Here is an 18,643-nt window from a genome sequence, read left to right as displayed (position 1 = left end):
GGTTCTGAGTACAAAACAAGCATACATATAAGGAAAAGAGAGAATGGCTAAGGGGCAATCTTTACAAGATCCGTTCCTGAACGCTTTGCGTCGGGAACGCGTTCCGGTTTCTATTTATTTGGTGAATGGTATCAAGCTGCAAGGGCAAATTGAGTCTTTCGATCAGTTCGTGATCCTGTTGAAGAACACGGTCAGCCAGATGGTCTATAAGCACGCAATTTCTACTGTTGTCCCGTCTCGCCCGGTGTCTCACCACAGCAACAATGCTGGCGGCGGTTCCAGTAACTATCACCACGGTGGTAGCGCGCAGGGTTCTTCTGCGCCGCAACAAGACAGCGACGACGCCGAATAAGGCCAGTGCTGTTTTTCCACGCCGGGGAGCCAGGTTTTCTGCGTTCCCCGCTGGTATTTTATAAGGGGTTTACGCTTGTTTGACCGTTATGACGCCGGTGAGCAGGCGGTACTGGTACACATCTATTTTTCGCAAGACAAAGATATGGAAGATCTCCAGGAGTTTGAAACTCTGGCCTCTTCCGCCGGTGTCGAAGCAATGCAGGTGATTACCGGTAGCCGTAAAGCACCGCACCCGAAGTATTTTGTTGGTGAAGGTAAGGCAGTCGAAATTGCGGAAGCCGTTAAAGCGACCGGCGCTTCGGTCGTGCTCTTCGATCATGCCCTGAGTCCGGCGCAAGAACGTAACCTGGAACGCCTGTGCGAATGCCGGGTTATCGATCGCACCGGTCTTATTTTAGATATTTTCGCCCAGCGCGCGCGCACCCATGAAGGGAAATTGCAGGTCGAGCTGGCGCAGCTGCGCCATATGGCGACTCGCCTTGTCCGCGGTTGGACCCACCTTGAAAGACAGAAGGGCGGGATTGGTTTGCGTGGCCCGGGTGAAACCCAGCTCGAAACCGACCGCCGTTTATTGCGTAACCGTATCATGCAGATCCTGTCGCGGCTGGAAAAAGTCGAGAAACAGCGCGAGCAGGGGCGGCGGTCGCGTGCGAAAGCCGATATTCCTACCGTGTCGCTGGTGGGCTATACCAACGCCGGAAAATCAACGCTCTTTAACCAGATCACTGCCGCCGAGGTCTATGCCGCGAACCAGCTGTTCGCCACCCTGGACCCGACGCTGCGCCGCATTGACGTCCCTGACGTCGGCGAAACGGTGCTGGCCGATACCGTCGGCTTTATTCGCCACCTGCCGCACGATCTGGTAGCCGCGTTTAAAGCGACGTTGCAGGAGACGCGTCAGGCGACGCTGCTGCTGCATGTGATTGATGCGGCGGATGTCCGCGTGCAGGAAAACATTGATGCGGTAAATACGGTTCTCGCTGAAATTGAGGCCGATGAGATCCCGGCGCTGCTGGTGATGAACAAAATCGACATGCTTGACGATTTTGAACCGCGCATCGATCGCGACGATGAAAATAAACCGATTCGGGTCTGGCTTTCAGCCCAGACCGGGGTTGGCGTACCACTGCTTTTTCAGGCATTAACGGAGCGTCTTTCCGGTGAAGTGGCCCAGCATACGCTGCGCTTACCGCCGAAAGAAGGGCGACTGAGAAGCCGTTTCTATCAGCTTCAGGCGATAGAAAAAGAGTGGATGGAGGATGACGGCAGCGTGAGTCTGCAGGTGCGCATGCCGATCGTTGACTGGCGGCGCCTCTGTAAGCAAGAGCCAACGCTTGTTGACTATGTGGTTTAACCTTGCAGCTTGCCTGAAGATATTGACCCCTGTGGGGATATCAAAAACAAATATGGAGCATATACATGGCGTGGAATCAGCCCGGTAATAACGGACAGGACCGCGACCCGTGGGGGAGCAGCAAACCTGGCGGCAACTCTGAGGGAAATGGCAATAAAGGCGGTCGCGAGCAGGGGCCGCCGGATCTGGATGATATCTTCCGCAAGTTAAGTAAAAAACTTGGCGGGCTCGGCGGCGGCAAGGGCGGACTGGGCGGCGGCAATAGCGCGCAGGGGCCTCGTGGACCGATGGGCGGGCGTATTGTCGGCATCGTTGCCGCGGCGGCAGTGATTATCTGGGCGGCCAGCGGTTTCTATACCATTAAAGAGGCCGAGCGCGGCGTGGTCACCCGTTTTGGTAAGTTCAGCCATCTGGTTGAGCCTGGCCTGAACTGGAAACCGACCTTTATCGATAACGTTCAGGCGGTGAACGTGGAGTCGGTGCGCGAACTTGCGGCTTCCGGCGTCATGCTGACCTCTGACGAAAACGTGGTGCGCGTTGAGATGAACGTGCAGTACCGCGTCACCGATCCGGAGCGCTATCTGTTTAGCGTGACCAGCGCGGACGACAGTCTGCGTCAGGCCACCGACAGCGCGCTGCGCGGCGTGATCGGCAAATACACCATGGATCGCATTCTGACCGAAGGTCGTACCGTGATCCGTAGCGATACCCAGCGTGAGCTGGAAGAGACGATTCGCCCGTACAACATGGGTATCACTCTGCTGGACGTCAACTTCCAGACGGCGCGTCCGCCGGAAGAGGTGAAGGCCGCGTTTGACGATGCCATTGCCGCGCGTGAGAACGAGCAGCAGTACATTCGTGAAGCGGAAGCGTATACCAACGAAGTCCAGCCGCGAGCGAATGGTCAGGCGCAGCGTATTCTCGAAGAGGCACGCGCCTATAAGACCCAGACCGTTCTGGAAGCCCAGGGTGAAGTGGCTCGCTTTGCGAAGATCCTGCCGGAATACAAAGCCGCGCCGGAAATTACCCGCGAGCGTCTGTATATCGAAACCATGGAAAAAGTGCTGAGCCACACCCGTAAAGTGCTGGTCAATGACAGCAAAAACGGCAATCTGATGGTTCTGCCGCTGGATCAGATGCTGAAAGGCGCCGCTGCGCCGGCAGCAAAGAGCGATAGTAGTGACGCCAGCGATCTGCTGCGCCTGCCGCCAGCATCCAGCTCAAGCAGCGCCAGCACCTCATCAACCTCGAGCTCAACCGGGGGTAGCATTATGGACCAACGCCGCGCTAACGCGCAGCGTAACGACTACCAGCGTCAGGGGGAATAACGATGCGTAAATCTGTTATCGCGATCATTGTCATCGTGCTGGTAGTGCTCTACATGTCTGTCTTTGTCGTAAAGGAAGGCGAGCGCGGTATCACGCTGCGTTTCGGTAAAGTTCTGCGCGACGACGAAAACAAGCCGCTGGTGTATGCGCCAGGCCTGCACTTCAAGATCCCGTTTATCGAATCGGTGAAGATGCTGGATGCGCGTATTCAGACCATGGACAACCAGGCTGACCGTTTCGTTACTAAAGAGAAGAAAGACCTGATCGTTGACTCCTATATCAAGTGGCGCATCAGCGACTTCAGCCGTTACTACCTGGCAACCGGCGGCGGCGACGTCTCCCAGGCCGAGGTACTGCTGAAGCGTAAATTCTCTGACCGTCTGCGTTCTGAAATTGGTCGTCTGGATGTGAAAGATATCGTCACCGACTCCCGTGGTCGCCTGACCCTGGAAGTGCGCGATGCGCTGAACTCGGGTTCGGCCGGTACGGAAGATGAGGTTAGCACCCCGGCGGCTGACGACGCGATTGCTAAAGCGGCAGAGCGTGTGGAAGCCGAAACCAACGGTAAAGTGCAGGTGATCAACCCGAACAGTATGGCGGCGCTGGGTATCGAAGTTGTCGACGTACGTATCAAACAGATCAACCTGCCGGCAGAAGTGTCGGAAGCGATTTATAACCGTATGCGCGCGGAGCGTGAAGCGGTTGCTCGTCGCCACCGTTCACAGGGTCAGGAAGAGGCGGAAAAACTGCGCGCGACTGCGGACTATGAAGTCACCAAGACGCTGGCGGAAGCCGAGCGCCAGGGCCGTATCCTGCGTGGTGAAGGTGATGCGGAATCAGCGAAACTGTTTGCCGACGCGTTCAGCCAGGATCCAGGCTTCTACTCCTTTATCCGTAGCCTGCGTGCCTATGAGAAGAGCTTCCAGAGCAATCAGGATGTGATGGTCCTGAGTCCGGACAGCGATTTCTTCCGCTATATGCGTTCACCGGATTCGGCGCGTAAATAAGCCGGAGAAGGTGTAAACCTGAAGTAATAATGCGAAAAGGCGCCTGAAACAGGCGCCTTTTTTCATGCTGCGAGGGCGGGAATTAGTTGCCGAGTAGCTTGTTCAGCAGGCCGCCGATCACCGGCAGGCCTGCCAGCGCACTTTCGATGGTGCCGCCGATAGTCGACCCAACGCTTTCGCCCAGGGTTTTGCCCAGGTCCGGCGCCAGGTCGGCCAGATTGAGGGTGCCAAGCAGCGGCAGGTTAATGCTCAGGGCATCAGTGCCCATCGTCCATGCGGCTGCGCCGACCTTGCTGCCTAAGGCCGCCAGACCATCCTGTAACCAGCCTGCGCCGCTCACATTTTCGATTTCAAATGCGGTTAATTCTCTCATCATAATCTTCCTGATTAAGTAGACGTACCGGGTTGTAGTACGCGATGGCATAGTTACAATTTAAAAAATATCCAGCAATACAATTAGTTGTGAATTTTGTTTCACCTTTCCGGTTCATAATGAAGCTGAAATACGGGACAATGTGAAATGAGGGAATGAATTCACCATGCTGGCCGAGACGCCCGCGAGGGCGGCAATGATACTTTTCAATTAGGGTTGACGATGAACTCCACCATTTGGCTGGCGCTGGCGCTGGTTTTAGTACTTGAAGGGCTTGGCCCGCTGCTTTATCCGCGCGCCTGGCGCAAGATGGTCGCCAGCCTGAGCCAGCTACCGGATAATTTATTGCGTCGTTTTGGCGGCGGACTTGTGGTTGCCGGGATTGTGATCTACTACATGTTGAGGAAATCGATTGGCTGATCAAAAAGTGGTCGGATTTGCCTTATTTTGGATGCAAAAAGTGCTGTAACTCTGAAAAAGCGATGGTAGAATCCATTTTTAAGCAAACGGTGATTTTGAAAAATGGGTAACAACGTCGTCGTACTGGGCACCCAATGGGGTGACGAAGGTAAAGGGAAGATCGTCGATCTCCTGACTGAACGGGCTAAATATGTTGTGCGCTACCAGGGTGGTCACAACGCCGGCCATACTCTCGTAATCAACGGTGAAAAAACCGTTCTCCATCTTATTCCATCAGGCATTCTGCGTGAAAACGTCACCAGCATCATCGGTAACGGCGTCGTGCTGTCTCCGGCCGCGCTGATGAAAGAGATGAAGGGCCTGGAAGACCGTGGTATCCCGGTTCGCGAGCGTCTGCTGCTCTCTGAAGCCTGCCCGCTTATCCTTGACTATCACGTGGCGCTTGACGTGGCGCGTGAAAAAGCGCGTGGCGCGAAAGCGATCGGCACTACCGGTCGCGGCATTGGCCCGGCTTACGAAGATAAAGTCGCTCGTCGCGGTCTGCGCGTTGGCGATCTGTTCGATAAAGCAACCTTCGCCGATAAACTGAAAGAAGTGATGGAATATCACAACTTCCAGTTGGTGAACTTCTACAAAGCAGAAGCGGTTGACTACCAGAAAGTGCTGGACGATGTGATGGCGATTGCCGACATCCTGACCAGCATGGTGGTGGACGTATCCGACCTGCTGGATCAGGCGCGTCAGCGCGGCGACTTCGTGATGTTCGAAGGCGCGCAGGGTACGCTGCTGGATATCGACCACGGTACCTACCCGTACGTTACGTCCTCTAACACCACCGCAGGTGGCGTGGCGACCGGCTCCGGCCTGGGCCCGCGTTATGTGGATTACGTACTGGGCATCATTAAAGCGTACTCGACTCGCGTCGGTGCAGGTCCGTTCCCGACCGAGCTGTTTGATGAAACTGGCGAGTTCCTCTGCAAGCAGGGTAACGAATTTGGCGCCACCACCGGCCGCCGTCGTCGTACCGGCTGGCTGGACGCGGTCGCAGTCCGTCGCGCGGTGCAGATTAACTCCCTGTCCGGCTTCTGCCTGACTAAACTGGACGTCCTCGACGGCCTGAAAGAAGTGAAAATCTGCGTTGGCTACCGTATGCCGGATGGCCGCGAAGTGACCACCACTCCGCTGGCTGCCGATAACTGGGAAGGTATCGAGCCTATCTACGAAACCATGCCGGGCTGGTCCGAAACCACCTTCGGCGTGAAAGAGCGCAGCGGCCTGCCGCAGGCAGCCCTGAACTACATCCAGCGTATTGAAGAGCTGACCGGCGTGCCGGTGGATATCATCTCTACCGGTCCAGACCGTACCGAGACTATGATTCTGCGCGATCCGTTCGACGCGTAATCACTCTCAAGGGGCGCCGTTCGGGCGCCCTTGTTTTTGCTGTTCGCCCGCCCCATTTCAAATAAATTAGCGGCCTGAGCGCTGGCTGGTTTATCATCAATAATAATGATGTCGCTCGACATACCCTGTTTTCTTTTCCCTGAGGTTTATGTGCAGTTAACGAGTTTCACCGATTACGGACTACGCGCGCTGATTTATATGGCGTCGCTGCCGGAAGGACGAATGACCAGTATCTCGGAAGTGACCGAGGTCTATGGCGTCTCCCGTAATCATATGGTTAAAATAATCAATCAGTTAAGTCGCATGGGCTACGTGACTGCCGTGCGGGGGAAGAACGGGGGCATTCGCCTCGGCAAACCAGCAGGACAGATCCGCGTCGGTGACGTGGTGCGTGACCTTGAACCCTTATCGCTGGTCAACTGCAGCAGCGAGTTTTGCCACATTACACCAGCCTGTCGTCTGAAACAGGCACTAGCTGAAGCCGCGCAGAGTTTTCTCAAGGAACTGGATAACTATACGCTGGCTGATTTGGTTGAGAAGAATCAACCGCTTTATAAATTATTGCTGGTGGAGTGACGCCACTCTGCCGGAGATGACAACGGAGGAACCGATATGTCACAAGATCCATTCCAGGAACGCGAAGCTGAGAAGTACGCGAACCCTATCCCGAGCCGGGAATTTATCCTCGAACATTTAACTAAACGGGAAAAGCCTGCCAGCCGCGATGAGCTGGCCATCGAGTTAAATATCGAGGGCGAAGAGCAAACCGAAGCGCTGCGCCGCCGCCTGCGCGCGATGGAGCGCGACGGTCAGCTGGTCTTCACCCGCCGCCAGTGCTATGCCCTGCCGGAACGCCTCGATCTCCTCAAAGGAACCGTTATTGGCCACCGCGATGGCTATGGTTTCCTGCGCGTTGAAGGGCGCAAAGACGATCTGTACCTGTCGTCAGAGCAGATGAAAACCTGTATTCACGGCGACCAGGTGCTGGCTCAGCCGCTGGGCGCGGACCGTAAGGGCCGCCGCGAAGCGCGCATCGTCCGCGTCCTCGTGCCGAAAACCAGCCAGATAGTTGGCCGTTACTTCACCGACGCTGGCGTCGGCTTTGTCGTCCCGGACGACAGCCGCCTGAGCTTCGATATCCTGATCCCGCCGGAAGAGATAATGGGCGCGCGGATGGGCTACGTGGTCGTGGTCGAGCTGACCCAGCGACCAACCCGCCGCACCAAAGCGGTGGGTAAGATCGTCGAAGTGCTGGGCGACAACATGGGCACCGGCATGGCCGTCGATATGGCGCTGCGTACCCATGAAATTCCTTATGTCTGGCCGCCGGCGGTGGAAAAACAGGTTTCCGGTCTCAAAGAACAGGTGCCGGAAGAGGCGAAGGTCGGACGCGTCGATTTACGCTCGCTGCCGCTGGTTACCATTGACGGCGAAGATGCCCGCGACTTCGATGACGCGGTGTACTGCGAGAAGAAACGCGGCGGCGGCTGGCGCCTGTGGGTCGCCATTGCCGACGTCAGCTACTACGTGCGCCCGGGGACGCCGCTGGATGCGGAAGCGCGCAGTCGTGGCACCTCGGTCTACTTCCCGTCGCAGGTAGTGCCGATGCTGCCGGAAGTGCTGTCTAACGGTCTATGCTCGCTGAACCCGCAGGTCGATCGCCTGTGTATGGTGTGCGAGATGACGATTTCGTCAAAAGGCCGTCTGACCGGGTATAAATTCTATGAAGCGGTGATGAGTTCACATGCTCGCCTGACCTACACCAAAGTGTGGCATATGCTGCAGGGTGACCAGGAACTGCGCGAACACTACGCGCCGCTGGTGAAGCACATTGAAGAGCTGCATAACCTCTACAAAGTGCTGGAGAGCGCCCGCGAAGAGCGCGGCGGTATCTCATTTGAAAGTGAAGAAGCTAAATTCATCTTCAATGCCGAACGCCGTATTGAGCGTATCGAACAGACTCAGCGTAATGATGCGCATAAGCTGATTGAAGAGTGCATGATCCTGGCGAACATCTCCGCCGCGCGCTTCGTTGAGAAGGCGCAGGAGCCGGCGCTGTTCCGTATCCATGATAAGCCAACCACCGAAGCGATTACCTCCTTCCGTACCGTGCTGGCTGAGCTGGGACTGGAGCTGCCTGGCGGCAACAAGCCGGAGCCGCGTGATTACGCAGAGCTGCTAACCTCCATCGCCGATCGCCCGGATGCGGAAATGCTGCAGACGATGCTCCTGCGCTCCATGAAGCAGGCGGTCTACGATCCGGAAAACCGCGGTCACTTTGGCCTGGCGCTGCAGTCATACGCCCACTTCACCTCGCCGATTCGTCGTTACCCGGACCTGTCGCTGCACCGCGCTATCAAGTATCTGCTGGCCAAAGAGCAGGGACATAAAGGCAACAGCACCGAGACCGGCGGCTGGCACTACAGCATGGAAGAGATGCTCCAGCTGGGTCAGCACTGTTCGATGACCGAGCGCCGCGCCGACGAAGCGACGCGCGAAGTGTCTGACTGGCTGAAGTGCGACTTCATGCAGGATCAGGTGGGCAACATCTTCTCCGGCGTGATCGCCAGCGTGACCGGCTTTGGCTTCTTCGTCCGCCTGAACGATCTGTTTATCGACGGTCTGGTGCATGTTTCCAGCCTGGATAACGACTATTATCGTTTCGATCAGGTGGGGCAGCGTCTCATTGGTGAGTCCGGCGGCCAGACCTATCGCCTGGGCGACCGCGTGGAAGTCCGTGTGGAAGCGGTCAACATGGACGAGCGGAAAATCGACTTTACCCTGATCTCCAGCGAGCGTGCGCCGCGTAATGTCGGCAAGACCGCCCGTGAGAAAGCGAAAAAGAGTACCTCTGGCAAGCCGGGCGGCCGTCGCCGCCAGGTGGGTAAGCAGGTAAACTTCGAGCCGGACAGCGCTTTCCGTAAAGAGAAAGAGACCGCCCGACCGAAGAAAGAGAAAAAAGCGAAAAAACCGTCGGCGAAAACACAGAAAATCGCCGCCGCGACGAAAGCCAAGCGCGCGGCAAAGAAGAAGATCGCCGAGTGATTGACCTCCCTTCACCCTGAAGTCTGCTGACGCAGGATGGGGTGAAGGGGGCAGATAACAGAACCTAAAACGAGTACATCAATGAGTGAAATGATTTACGGCATCCATGCGGTGCAGGCACTGCTGGAGCGCGCACCTGAGCGTTTTCAGGAAGTTTATATTCTGAAAGGCCGTGAGGATAAGCGCTTGCTGCCGCTGATCCATGCCCTGGAAGCGCAGGGCGTGGTGATTCAGCTGGCCAACCGTCAGTTTCTTGATGAGAAGAGCGAAGGCGCTGTGCACCAGGGGATCATTGCCCGCGTGAAGCCGGGGCGTCAGTATCAGGAGAACGATCTGCCGGATCTGCTGGCGCAGCTCGATCAACCGTTCCTGCTGATCCTCGACGGCGTAACCGATCCGCACAACCTCGGCGCCTGCCTGCGTAGCGCTGACGCCGCCGGCGTGCATGCGGTGATCGTGCCAAAAGATCGTTCCGCTCAGTTGAATGCGACGGCGAAGAAAGTGGCCTGCGGCGCGGCGGAGAACGTCCCGCTGATCCGCGTCACCAACCTGGCGCGCACCATGCGTCTGCTGCAGGAAGAGAACGTCTGGATCGTCGGAACCGCAGGGGAAGCCGACCATACGCTGTTCCAGAGCAAAATGACCGGCCCGATGGCGCTGGTGATGGGCGCGGAAGGCGAAGGCATGCGTCGTCTGACCCGCGAACACTGTGATGAATTGATCAGCATCCCGATGGCGGGCAGCGTCTCCTCGCTGAACGTCTCGGTGGCTACCGGCATCTGTCTGTTTGAAGCAGTACGCCAGCGCAGCTAAGCTGAACCATCGACGAATCAAAAAAAAGCCATCCTCCGGGATGGCTTTTTTGTGACCGCTCTCGCGGGCGAGTATCCCTCCGGATAACCATACTTATGGCTATCGCCATTGATGGAGGGAGACACGATGCACTGGCAAACGCACACCGTTTTTAATCAACCCACCCCGCTGAATAACAGCAATCTGTTTCTGTCCGATACCGCTCTGCGTGAAGCCGTGGTCCGCGAAGGCGCCGGCTGGGATGGCGATCTGCTCGCCAGCATTGGCCAGCAGCTGGGGACAGCCGAATCGCTGGAGCTGGGACGCCTGGCCAACAGCAATCCGCCGGAGCTGCTGCGCTATGACGCCACCGGCGCCCGGCTGGACGACGTGCGCTTTCATCCCGCCTGGCACCTGCTGATGCAGGGGCTGTGCGCGAACCGGGTACATAACCTCGCCTGGCAGGAGGATGCCCGCGAAGGCGCGTTTGTTGCCCGCGCCGCCCGCTTTCTGCTCCATGCCCAGGTGGAGGCCGGGACGTTGTGCCCGATTACCATGACCTTCGCCGCGACGCCCCTGCTGCAGCACGCCCTGCCCGCGCCCTTTCGCGACTGGCTGTCGCCGCTGCTGAGCGACCGTTACGATCCGCACCTTGCGCCTGGCGGCCAGAAGCGCGGCCTGCTGATCGGCATGGGGATGACCGAGAAGCAAGGGGGGTCTGATGTGCTGAGCAATACCACTCGCGCGGAGAAAACGGCGGAAGGGTTTTACCGACTGGTGGGACACAAGTGGTTCTTCTCGGTGCCGCAGAGCGATGCTCACCTGGTGCTGGCTCAGGCTCCGGCGGGGCTCTCATGCTTCTTTGTGCCGCGTCTGCTGCCCGACGGGCAGCGTAACGGCGTGCGTCTTGAACGCTTAAAAGAGAAGCTCGGCAACCGCTCCAACGCCAGTAGCGAAGTGGAGTTTTATGATGCCTGCGGCTGGCTGGTGGGCGACGAAGGCGACGGCGTGCGGCAGATCCTCAGGATGGGCGGCCTGACCCGCTTTGACTGCGCGCTGGGCAGCCATGCCCTGATGCGTCGCGCCTTCTCGGTGGCGCTGTATCACGCGCTACAGCGTCAGGCGTTTGGCAAAAACCTGGTCGAACAGCCGATGATGCGCCAGCTGCTGGGGCAAATGGCGCTCCGTCTGGAGGGGCAGACCGCGTTTCTGTTTCGTCTGGCGCGGGCCTGGGACCGTCGGGATGATGCCCGGGAAAGCGCCTGGGCGCGCCTGTTTACGCCTGCGGCCAAGTTTGCCATCTGTAAGGCCGGTATCCCGTTTGTCGCCGAGGCGATGGAAGTGCTGGGCGGCATCGGCTATTGCGAGGAGAGCGAACTACCGCGGTTGTATCGCGAGATGCCGGTCAACAGCATCTGGGAGGGCTCCGGCAATATTATGTGCCTCGATGTGATGCGGGTGCTCAGCAAGCAGCCGGCGGCGATGGAGCTGCTGGCCGCGGAGTGTGCGGAGGTGAAAGGGCAGAACCGCCATCTCGACCGCGCATGGCGTCAGCTGCAGCAACTGCTGAAACGACCCGCCGAAGAGCAGGGGAGAGAGATTGCCCGGCTGGTCTATCGTCTTGGCGCGGGGGCGCAGATGCTGCGCCATGCTTCGCCGCCGCTGGCCGAAGCCTGGTGCCGGATGATGCTCGACACCCGCGGCGGCATACGTCTTGACGCGCCGACCCTCGACGACCTGCTGCTGCGGGCTATGGGGCGCGGGCGCCAGGCGCCTCAGGCGTAGAGAATGGCCTGCACGCGCCAGCTGTCCGGCTGTTGTTCCTCGTACATCTGAATAATGCGATACCAGGAGGCGCCTTGCTCGTCTGCTTTGCGGGCAATGGCGTGCTCTACATCCTGTTGGCTGCCGGAAAGATTAGTGACGGAGATCAGACCGATTTCATTCAGGCCAGTGACGCAATCCGCGCTGGCGAATTCGGCTGACTGCGCGGACGTATTGGCCGTCGCAGCGGTTAACAGCAGGCTGGATAGGGTAAAAGATCGTTTCATCGTCAGCTCCATTTCACGTAGTCCCAAGGGCAGTCCGTTGCTAACGTCCTGCCAGGTGGCTGGCCGAACGTTATTATGCACAGGAGAACGTGAATGGACGCAAAGCTGTGTAAAGCAGATTTAAAGACGCCGCCTCGTTATCGACGATAGAGGATCGCCTGCGAATACCACTGGCCGGGTACCATGGTGTCATCGATCATGATGATGACGTAGTAATCGGCTTTGGCCGCTTCTGCTTTGGCCTTCAGCGCCGCTTCGACATCCATCGGCGAGCCGTACATCAGTACGCTCACCGTGGCCATTTTATGCAGGCCAGCCGTCTGGTAGCGCTGGATCTCCTGCGGATGGTCGGTGGCGGGCGGCGGGGCTTCCGGCGTTCCCTGCAGGGCGCTACACCCGCTGAGGACGATAGCCAGTAACCACGGTGAAAACCTGCGCATAACCATATCTCGTTTCCTGATAGTGATAGTGTAGTGGTAGCCTTAACAGGATTGCCGGGGAATGTTCCCGAACTGTTATCTCTGACGCGATTTTCGAATGAAAATGTTGTGAAAGCGTAACCGGGTTCTCAACATTATGAATCGTAGCAAACTGGGTTGCCTGGTGAATGAATTTTCCCATGACGCCTAACCACGATAGAGAAGGAAGACGATAAATGATTGCACTAGAAATGCGCAACCTCGGCGGTGGTGAAATTTTACATGCCTGTCCGCAGGAGAGTTTGGATAAGCCCTTGCCCTGTATCGTCTTTTATCATGGCTTTACCTCGTCGAAGCTGGTCTATAGCTACTTTGCGGTGGCGCTGGCCGAGGCCGGATTCCGGGTGATCATGCCCGACGCGCCGGAGCATGGGGCGCGCTATCAGGGCGATGAGGCCGGGCGGATGCAGCGCTTCTGGCCGATTCTGCAGCAGAATTTCAGGGAGTTTCCTGCGCTGCGCGAGGCGATAATCGCTGAAGGATGGCTGGAAGGGGAGCGGCTGGCGGTGGCGGGCGCTTCGATGGGTGGAATGACGGCGTTGGGCATCATGACGCATCACCCCGAGCTGAACAGCGTCGCCTGTCTGATGGGGTCGGGCTATTTTCGTTCCCTGTCGCAAACCCTGTTCCCCTCGCCTGATTTTGATGTCGATAGCCTCAACGAATGGGATGTCAGCCATCAGCTGGCGTCCCTTGCCCGGCGGCCGCTGTTGCTCTGGCATGGCGATGCCGATGACGTGGTGCCGCCGGAAGAAACCTTTCGACTAGAGCAGGCGCTCCGGCAGGCTGACCTTGCCGCCAGGCTGACCTGTGTCTGGCAGAAAGGCGTCCGCCATCGCATTACGCCAGAGGCGCTGGCTACCACGGTCGCCTTTTTTCAGCAGCACCTTTAAACGCGGATTACGCTGACGCCTTGATCCTCAAGCTGTTTGAGGATCGCGGCATCGGCCTGTTTGCCGGTGATCACCACGTCTATTTGTCCGGCCTGGCTGAATAGCATCCCGGCGCGCTCGCCGATCTTGCTGCTGTCGACCAGCACCGCCAGTTTGCCGACCACGTTAAGCATTTTTTGCTCGGCCATGGCGGTCAACATATCCGTTTTGTAGAGGCCTTCGGCGGTGAGCCCTTTGCCGCTGGTAAACATCCAGTGTCCGGCATAGAGGCTGTTCTCGCTACCGTGGGGGCTGAGGGTGATGGCGTGGCTGCGGTTGTACTGGCCGCCCATGATAATCACGCTGTCATGCTCCTGGTCGATCAGGTAGTTAGCCAGCGGCAGATAGTTGGTGATGATCTGCACCGGTTTGCCGCACAGTTCCCGACCCAACAGAAAGGCGGTGGAGCCGCAGTTAATGACGATGCTCTCACCCGGCGCGATCAGTTGCGAAGCGGCGCGTGCAATACGCACTTTTTCATCCAGATTTTGCGCCTGGTGGATGTTCATCGGCGTCCAGCGGGGGCGCTGTTCGCTAATGGCTTCCGCGCCATTACGAACCTTTTTCAGTTTGCCGCTTTCATCCAGCTTGTTGATATCACGTCGGGCGGTAGCGGGTGAGATCCCGAGCCGCGACATCACCTGCTCCACGGTAACAAACCCCGTTTGGGCGAGCAGATCCAGCAGAATTTGGTGCCTTTGCGCTTCCGTCATGAGCGAATCCGATTAAAAGTGAACGGCAAAGATGATATTTGAAATCATGTGAAAATACTAACCCTGCGGCGGGGTATTTCCGGCAGGCAGGGCCTGCCGGCGGCGACTTACAGGAAGGATTTGAAAGGCAGATCCGGCTCAATGGTGAAGCAATCGTCGAAACCGCGCGGGTAGTGATATTCGAAATTGTCTTTATCCAGCGGCCAGGTAAATTTGCCGCCGACCTGCCAGATAAACGGCTTGAAGCCGTACTTCAGACGCTCCTTTTTCATCTCCCACAGAACGCGGATCTCCTGCGGATCGGCCTGAAAGTTTGACCAGATATCATGGTGGAACGGGATCACAACTTTGGCGTTGAGCGACTCTGCCATGCGCAGGATATCGGCGCTGGTCATTTTGTCGGTGATCCCGCGCGGGTTCTCGCCATACGAGCCGAGGGCGACGTCAATCCGATGCTCGTTGCCATGCTTCGCGTAGTAGTTGGAGTAGTGGGAATCGCCGCTGTGGTACAGGTTGCCGCCCGGTGTTTTAAACAGGTAGTTGACCGCGCGCTGGTCCATGCCGTCCGGCAGTACGCCAGCGGCTTTTTGGTCCGCCGGGAGGGTGATCAGCGCGGTGCGATCGAACGCATCGAGCGCATGGATCTCAATGTCTTTGATCTTCACGACATCGCCAGGTTTCATGACGATACAGCGCGCTTTCGGCACGCCCCAACCGATCCACAGGTCGACGCAGGTTTTCGGGCCGATAAACGGCACATCGGCCGGGCAGTTCTGCATGACGGCGGCGGCGACGTTGACGTCAATATGATCGTTGTGATCGTGGGTCGCGAGGACCGCGTCAATCTGGCGAATGGCGAACGGATCCAGAACGAACGGCGTGGTGCGCAGGTTCGGCTGTAATTTTTTCACACCTGCCATCCGCTGCATCTGGTGGCCGGTTTTCATCAGCGGATTGCCGTGGCTCTGTTTGCCAGTGCCGCACCAGAAATCGACGCAGACGTTAGCCCCGCCTTCGGATTTTAACCAGATACCGGTACAGCCGAGCCACCACATGGCGAAGGTGCCGGGCGCAACTTGCTCCTGCTCAATCTCTTCATTCAGCCAGCTGCCCCATTCCGGAAAGGTGTTCAGGATCCATGATTCACGGGTGATGGTCTGTACTTTACTCATTGTGCTCTTCCTCGTATTTTCAATAGTAATCAAATTTTGATTGGTTTTGATTTATGTTGTCACTGGATTTTCAAGATTGCAATCTTGTTTTCCATCAATTTTACGAAGAGATGCGCATCACCTCTCAGGGACTCCAGCATCCATAAAGGTTGCGCTTTGTTTTATCTATATGATTTGAAAATGTTTAATTATGTTTCGGTGCTACTGCTCGGCAATAGTCACAATGAAATAGAGGATTATTGCGGCGCGCGTCACATTTAATCAAATTCAATCTTGTTGTGATTATTTTTGATTATTAGAGTGGGCAGCGAGAAATGCTGAGCGTAAGGCGCGTTCAGCGCCTTCACCATCGGGAGTGTGTTATGGCAATCCTCTACAACATCTTTACCGTTTTCTTTAATCAGGTGATGACCAATGCCCCGCTGCTGCTGGGTATCGTCACCTGTCTGGGCTATATCCTGCTGCGCAAAAGCGTCAGTGTGATTATTAAAGGCACGATCAAAACCATTATCGGCTTCATGCTGTTACAGGCCGGCTCCGGCATCCTCACCAGCACTTTTAAACCGGTGGTGGCGAAAATGTCAGAGGTGTACGGCATCAACGGCGCGATCTCTGACACCTATGCCTCGATGATGGCGACCATCGACCGGATGGGCGAGGCCTATAGCTGGGTGGGCTACGCGGTGCTGCTGGCGCTGGCGCTCAACATCTGTTACGTCCTGCTGCGCCGTCTAACCGGCATCCGCACCATCATGCTGACTGGCCATATCATGTTTCAGCAGGCGGGGCTGATCGCCGTCTCGTTCTTTATCTTTGGTTGCGGAATGTGGACGACCATCATCTGTACCGCCGTGCTGGTCTCCCTGTACTGGGGTATCACCTCCAACATGATGTTCAAGCCGACTCAGCTGGTCACCGACGGCTGCGGCTTCTCCATCGGTCACCAGCAGCAGTTTGCCTCGTGGATTGCCTACAAAGTGGCGCCGTATCTGGGGAAAAAAGAGGAGAGTGTGGAAGACCTCAAGCTGCCAGGCTGGCTCAATATCTTCCACGACAACATCGTTTCCACCGCGATTGTCATGACCATTTTCTTTGGCGCGATCCTGCTTTCCTTTGGTATTGACGTCGTGCAGGCGATGGCGGGGAAAACCCACTGGACGGTCTATATCCTGCAGACCGGTTTCTCCTTCGCGGTGGCCATTTTCATCATTACCCAGGGCGTGCGGATGTTCGTCGCCGAACTGTCCGAAGCCTTCAACGGTATCTCGCAACGCCTGATCCCCGGCGCGGTGCTGGCGATTGACTGCGCCGCGATCTATAGCTTTGCGCCGAATGCGGTGGTGTGGGGCTTTATGTGGGGCACCATCGGCCAGCTGATTGCCGTCGGCATTCTGGTTGGCATTGGCTCTTCAATTCTGATTATTCCGGGCTTTATCCCGATGTTCTTCTCCAACGCGACGATTGGCGTCTTTGCCAACCACTTCGGCGGCTGGCGCGCGGCGCTCAAAATCTGCCTGGTGATGGGCATGGTTGAAATTTTCGGTTGCGTGTGGGCGGTGAAGCTCACCGGTATGAGCGCCTGGATGGGAATGGCGGACTGGTCGATTCTGGCGCCGCCGATGATGCAGGGCTTCGCCTCCATCGGGCTGGCGTTTATGGCCGTCATCATCCTGATTGCTCTCGCTTATATGTTCTTCGCTGGCCGCGCGCTGCGCGCCGAAGAAGACGCGGAAAAACAACTGGCAGAGGCCTCTGCCCAATAAGGAGTTCTGATTATGACCGTACGTATTCTGGCTGTGTGTGGTAACGGGCAAGGCAGTTCTATGATCATGAAAATGAAAGTGGATCAGTTCCTGACGCAATCCAATATCGACCACACGGTGAACAGCTGCGCGGTGGGTGAATACAAAAGCGAACTAAACGGCGCGGATATCATCATCGCTTCAACCCATATCGCGGGGGAGATTACCGTCTCCGGCAATAAACACGTGGTGGGGGTGCGTAATATGCTTTCCCCCGCGGATTTCGGGCCAAAGCTGCTGGAGGTGATTAAAGCTCATTTCCCGCAGGACGTGAAATAAGGAGCGGCCATGAAACTCCATGAATCACTGGCGCAGAATCACTCCATTCGCCTGCAGGCGGAAGCGGAAACCTGGCAGGAGGCGGTGAAAATCGGCGTCGATCTGCTGGTGGCCGCCGACGTGGTGGAGCCGCGCTACTACCAGGCAATCCTCGACGGCGTCGCGCAGCACGGCCCCTATTTTGTGATCGCTCCGGGATTAGCCATGCCGCACGGGCGGCCGGAAGAGGGCGTCAAAAAAACCGGCTTTGCGCTGGTCACGCTAAAGAAACCGCTGATTTTCAACCACGAAGATAACGACCCGGTCGACATCCTGATCACCATGGCGGCGGTTGACGCCACCACCCACCAGGAAGTGGGCATCATGCAGATCGTTAACCTGTTTGATGACGAAGCCAATTTCGACCGTTTACGCGCCTGCCGCAGCGAGCAGGAAGTGCTGGATTTAATCAAAAACGCCACCGCGGCGGCTGTTTAAAAGGAACACTATCATGTCATTACCTATGTTACAGGTCGCCCTGGACAACCAAACGCTGGCCAGCGCTTATGAAACAACCCGTCTGATCGCCGAAGAGGTAGATATCATTGAAGTCGGCACTATCCTCTGCGTCGGTGAAGGTGTACGCGCGGTGCGCGATCTGAAAGCGCTGTATCCGCATAAAATCGTGCTGGCGGACGCCAAAATTGCCGATGCCGGCAAGATCCTGTCGCGGATGTGCTTCGAAGCCAACGCCGACTGGGTCACGGTGATCTGCTGCGCCGATATCAACACCGCCAAAGGGGCGCTGGATGTCGCCAAAGAGTTCAACGGCGATGTGCAAATTGAGCTGACCGGCTTCTGGACCTGGGAGCAGGCGCAGGCGTGGCGCGAGGCGGGTATTCAGCAGGTGGTCTATCACCGCAGCCGCGACGCGCAGGCGGCAGGCGTGGCGTGGAGTGAGGCGGATATCAGCGCGATTAAGCGTCTGTCTGATATGGGCTTCAAAGTGACCGTCACCGGCGGGCTGGCGCTGGAAGACCTGCCGCTGTTTGCCGGGATCCCTGTTCACGTCTTTATTGCCGGACGCAGCATCCGCGATGCTGCCTCGCCGGTGGAAGCGGCGCGCCAGTTTAAACGCTCTATCGCCCAGCTGTGGGGTTAA

General features: G+C 57.2%; 20 protein-coding genes. 15 read left to right on the top strand and 5 right to left on the bottom strand.

What is annotated here, in order from left to right:
• Positions 1-43 precede the first annotated feature (43 nt).
• The 4 genes from hfq to hflC all read left to right on the top strand — a co-directional run bounded on the left by hfq (position 44) and on the right by hflC (position 4,043).
• A complete protein-coding gene (gene hfq, locus AB1E37_RS23195) occupies positions 44-352 on the top strand; it encodes an RNA chaperone Hfq (RefSeq protein WP_002885659.1) in 309 nt (102 codons plus the stop codon).
• 75 nt (positions 353-427) lie between these two features.
• Complete coding sequence (gene hflX, locus AB1E37_RS23190; RefSeq protein ID WP_004146725.1) at positions 428-1,708, top strand: ribosome rescue GTPase HflX; 1,281 nt, start codon at positions 428-430, stop codon at positions 1,706-1,708.
• A gap of 65 nt (positions 1,709-1,773) precedes the next feature.
• Complete coding sequence (gene hflK, locus AB1E37_RS23185; protein WP_004146726.1) at positions 1,774-3,036, top strand: FtsH protease activity modulator HflK; 1,263 nt, start codon at positions 1,774-1,776, stop codon at positions 3,034-3,036.
• A 2-nt stretch (positions 3,037-3,038) separates the two neighbouring features.
• The gene (gene hflC, locus AB1E37_RS23180) at positions 3,039-4,043 is read left to right on the top strand and encodes a protease modulator HflC (RefSeq protein WP_002885662.1); all 1,005 of its coding nucleotides are present in this window, start codon (positions 3,039-3,041) and stop codon (positions 4,041-4,043) included.
• An 82-nt stretch (positions 4,044-4,125) separates the two neighbouring features.
• On the opposite strand, the gene AB1E37_RS23175 is transcribed toward hflC, so the two are convergent.
• Positions 4,126-4,416: a hypothetical protein gene (locus tag AB1E37_RS23175; RefSeq protein ID WP_002885663.1), complete on the bottom strand. Its 291-nt coding sequence runs from the start codon at positions 4,414-4,416 to the stop codon at positions 4,126-4,128.
• 222 nt (positions 4,417-4,638) lie between these two features.
• On the opposite strand from AB1E37_RS23175, the gene AB1E37_RS23170 reads away from it, so the two are divergent.
• The 6 genes from AB1E37_RS23170 to AB1E37_RS23145 all read left to right on the top strand — a co-directional run bounded on the left by AB1E37_RS23170 (position 4,639) and on the right by AB1E37_RS23145 (position 11,859).
• Positions 4,639-4,836 carry a DUF2065 domain-containing protein gene (locus AB1E37_RS23170; protein ID WP_002885664.1) on the top strand — a complete coding sequence of 66 codons (198 nt, stop codon included), beginning with the start codon at positions 4,639-4,641 and terminating at the stop codon, positions 4,834-4,836.
• A 102-nt stretch (positions 4,837-4,938) separates the two neighbouring features.
• Complete coding sequence (locus tag AB1E37_RS23165; RefSeq protein ID WP_002885665.1) at positions 4,939-6,237, top strand: adenylosuccinate synthase; 1,299 nt, start codon at positions 4,939-4,941, stop codon at positions 6,235-6,237.
• Positions 6,238-6,387: 150 nt separating this feature from the next.
• Complete coding sequence (gene nsrR / locus AB1E37_RS23160; protein WP_002885667.1) at positions 6,388-6,813, top strand: nitric oxide-sensing transcriptional repressor NsrR; 426 nt, start codon at positions 6,388-6,390, stop codon at positions 6,811-6,813.
• A gap of 36 nt (positions 6,814-6,849) precedes the next feature.
• A complete protein-coding gene (gene rnr, locus AB1E37_RS23155) occupies positions 6,850-9,282 on the top strand; it encodes a ribonuclease R (protein ID WP_004192475.1) in 2,433 nt (810 codons plus the stop codon).
• Between the two features lie 81 nt (positions 9,283-9,363).
• Positions 9,364-10,095 carry a 23S rRNA (guanosine(2251)-2'-O)-methyltransferase RlmB gene (rlmB, locus tag AB1E37_RS23150; protein ID WP_002885669.1) on the top strand — a complete coding sequence of 244 codons (732 nt, stop codon included), beginning with the start codon at positions 9,364-9,366 and terminating at the stop codon, positions 10,093-10,095.
• A gap of 126 nt (positions 10,096-10,221) precedes the next feature.
• A complete protein-coding gene (locus AB1E37_RS23145; protein ID WP_021441063.1) occupies positions 10,222-11,859 on the top strand; it encodes an isovaleryl-CoA dehydrogenase in 1,638 nt (545 codons plus the stop codon).
• On the opposite strand, the gene yjfN is transcribed toward AB1E37_RS23145, so the two are convergent.
• Together yjfN and bsmA are read right to left on the bottom strand one after the other, a co-directional pair.
• Positions 11,850-12,125 carry a DUF1471 family protease activator YjfN gene (yjfN, locus tag AB1E37_RS23140; RefSeq protein ID WP_002885673.1) on the bottom strand — a complete coding sequence of 92 codons (276 nt, stop codon included), beginning with the start codon at positions 12,123-12,125 and terminating at the stop codon, positions 11,850-11,852. The two genes, AB1E37_RS23145 and yjfN, sit on opposite strands and share 10 nt — an antisense overlap.
• A 137-nt stretch (positions 12,126-12,262) precedes the next feature.
• A complete protein-coding gene (gene bsmA / locus AB1E37_RS23135; RefSeq protein ID WP_004177699.1) occupies positions 12,263-12,571 on the bottom strand; it encodes a biofilm peroxide resistance protein BsmA in 309 nt (102 codons plus the stop codon).
• Positions 12,572-12,780: 209 nt separating this feature from the next.
• On the opposite strand from bsmA, the gene yjfP reads away from it, so the two are divergent.
• The gene (gene yjfP / locus AB1E37_RS23130; protein ID WP_004178343.1) at positions 12,781-13,497 is read left to right on the top strand and encodes an esterase; all 717 of its coding nucleotides are present in this window, start codon (positions 12,781-12,783) and stop codon (positions 13,495-13,497) included.
• On the opposite strand, the gene ulaR is transcribed toward yjfP, so the two are convergent.
• Positions 13,494-14,249 (bottom strand): HTH-type transcriptional regulator UlaR, encoded by a 756-nt coding sequence (gene ulaR, locus AB1E37_RS23125; protein ID WP_004177697.1) that lies wholly within the window; start codon positions 14,247-14,249, stop codon positions 13,494-13,496. The two genes, yjfP and ulaR, sit on opposite strands and share 4 nt — an antisense overlap.
• Before the next feature lie 107 nt (positions 14,250-14,356).
• On the bottom strand, positions 14,357-15,421 hold the full coding sequence (gene ulaG / locus AB1E37_RS23120) for an L-ascorbate 6-phosphate lactonase (RefSeq protein WP_023280767.1): 1,065 nt from the start codon (positions 15,419-15,421) through the stop codon (positions 14,357-14,359).
• Between the two features lie 362 nt (positions 15,422-15,783).
• Between ulaG and ulaA the strand changes: the two genes are divergently transcribed.
• The 4 genes from ulaA to ulaD are packed head-to-tail and all read left to right on the top strand — an operon-like array spanning position 15,784 to position 18,643.
• Complete coding sequence (gene ulaA, locus AB1E37_RS23115; protein ID WP_016946098.1) at positions 15,784-17,184, top strand: PTS ascorbate transporter subunit IIC; 1,401 nt, start codon at positions 15,784-15,786, stop codon at positions 17,182-17,184.
• A 12-nt stretch (positions 17,185-17,196) separates the two neighbouring features.
• Positions 17,197-17,502 carry a PTS ascorbate transporter subunit IIB gene (gene ulaB / locus AB1E37_RS23110; protein WP_002885682.1) on the top strand — a complete coding sequence of 102 codons (306 nt, stop codon included), beginning with the start codon at positions 17,197-17,199 and terminating at the stop codon, positions 17,500-17,502.
• Positions 17,503-17,511: 9 nt separating this feature from the next.
• Positions 17,512-17,979 (top strand): PTS ascorbate transporter subunit IIA, encoded by a 468-nt coding sequence (ulaC, locus tag AB1E37_RS23105; protein ID WP_002885683.1) that lies wholly within the window; start codon positions 17,512-17,514, stop codon positions 17,977-17,979.
• 13 nt (positions 17,980-17,992) lie between these two features.
• On the top strand, positions 17,993-18,643 hold the full coding sequence (gene ulaD, locus AB1E37_RS23100; RefSeq protein ID WP_002885684.1) for a 3-keto-L-gulonate-6-phosphate decarboxylase UlaD: 651 nt from the start codon (positions 17,993-17,995) through the stop codon (positions 18,641-18,643).

Source organism: Klebsiella sp. Shm-1, assembly GCF_040804525.1.
Classification (GTDB): domain Bacteria; phylum Pseudomonadota; class Gammaproteobacteria; order Enterobacterales; family Enterobacteriaceae; genus Klebsiella; species Klebsiella pneumoniae.
The sequence above is the reverse complement of the archived record's forward strand: the minus strand, read 5'-3'. Positions and strand labels throughout refer to the sequence as shown.